Genomic DNA, 321 nt, shown 5'->3' with positions numbered 1-321 from the left:
TGCATTGGGGCTCTTAATATGGGGAAGAGCGAAAAGCAGTGCCTAGGACCTAGGAACTTTATCTACAGCGCCTGTCACGATCAGCGCCAATTTTAACACTGGCGCCAACTTTGGCGTTGGTGTCGGATGGCGCGCGGCCGGCTTGGGTATTCATGATTTACATTGTGCTGGCGCTTATGCCGACCTACGCCAATGGTGCCATTGGTGCCATTGGTGCCATTGGTGTTTGTCCGATCTACGCGAGATTCGAGATCTTGAATATGGGAAAGAGCGAAAAGCAGTGCCTAGGACCTAGGATCCTAGGCCCTAGGAACTTTATCT

1 protein-coding gene is annotated in these 321 nt (G+C 51.7%); it reads left to right on the top strand.

Annotated elements, in window-relative coordinates:
* Positions 1-110 precede the first annotated feature (110 nt).
* Positions 111-321 (top strand): hypothetical protein (locus tag HLG76_RS14855; protein ID WP_217706607.1); only part of this gene is annotated, 211 nt, incomplete at its 3' end.

This window comes from Salinivibrio sp. EAGSL (genome assembly GCF_013366455.1).
GTDB lineage: Bacteria > Pseudomonadota > Gammaproteobacteria > Enterobacterales > Vibrionaceae > Salinivibrio > Salinivibrio costicola.
This window is presented reverse-complemented; position numbering and strand designations above follow the sequence as displayed.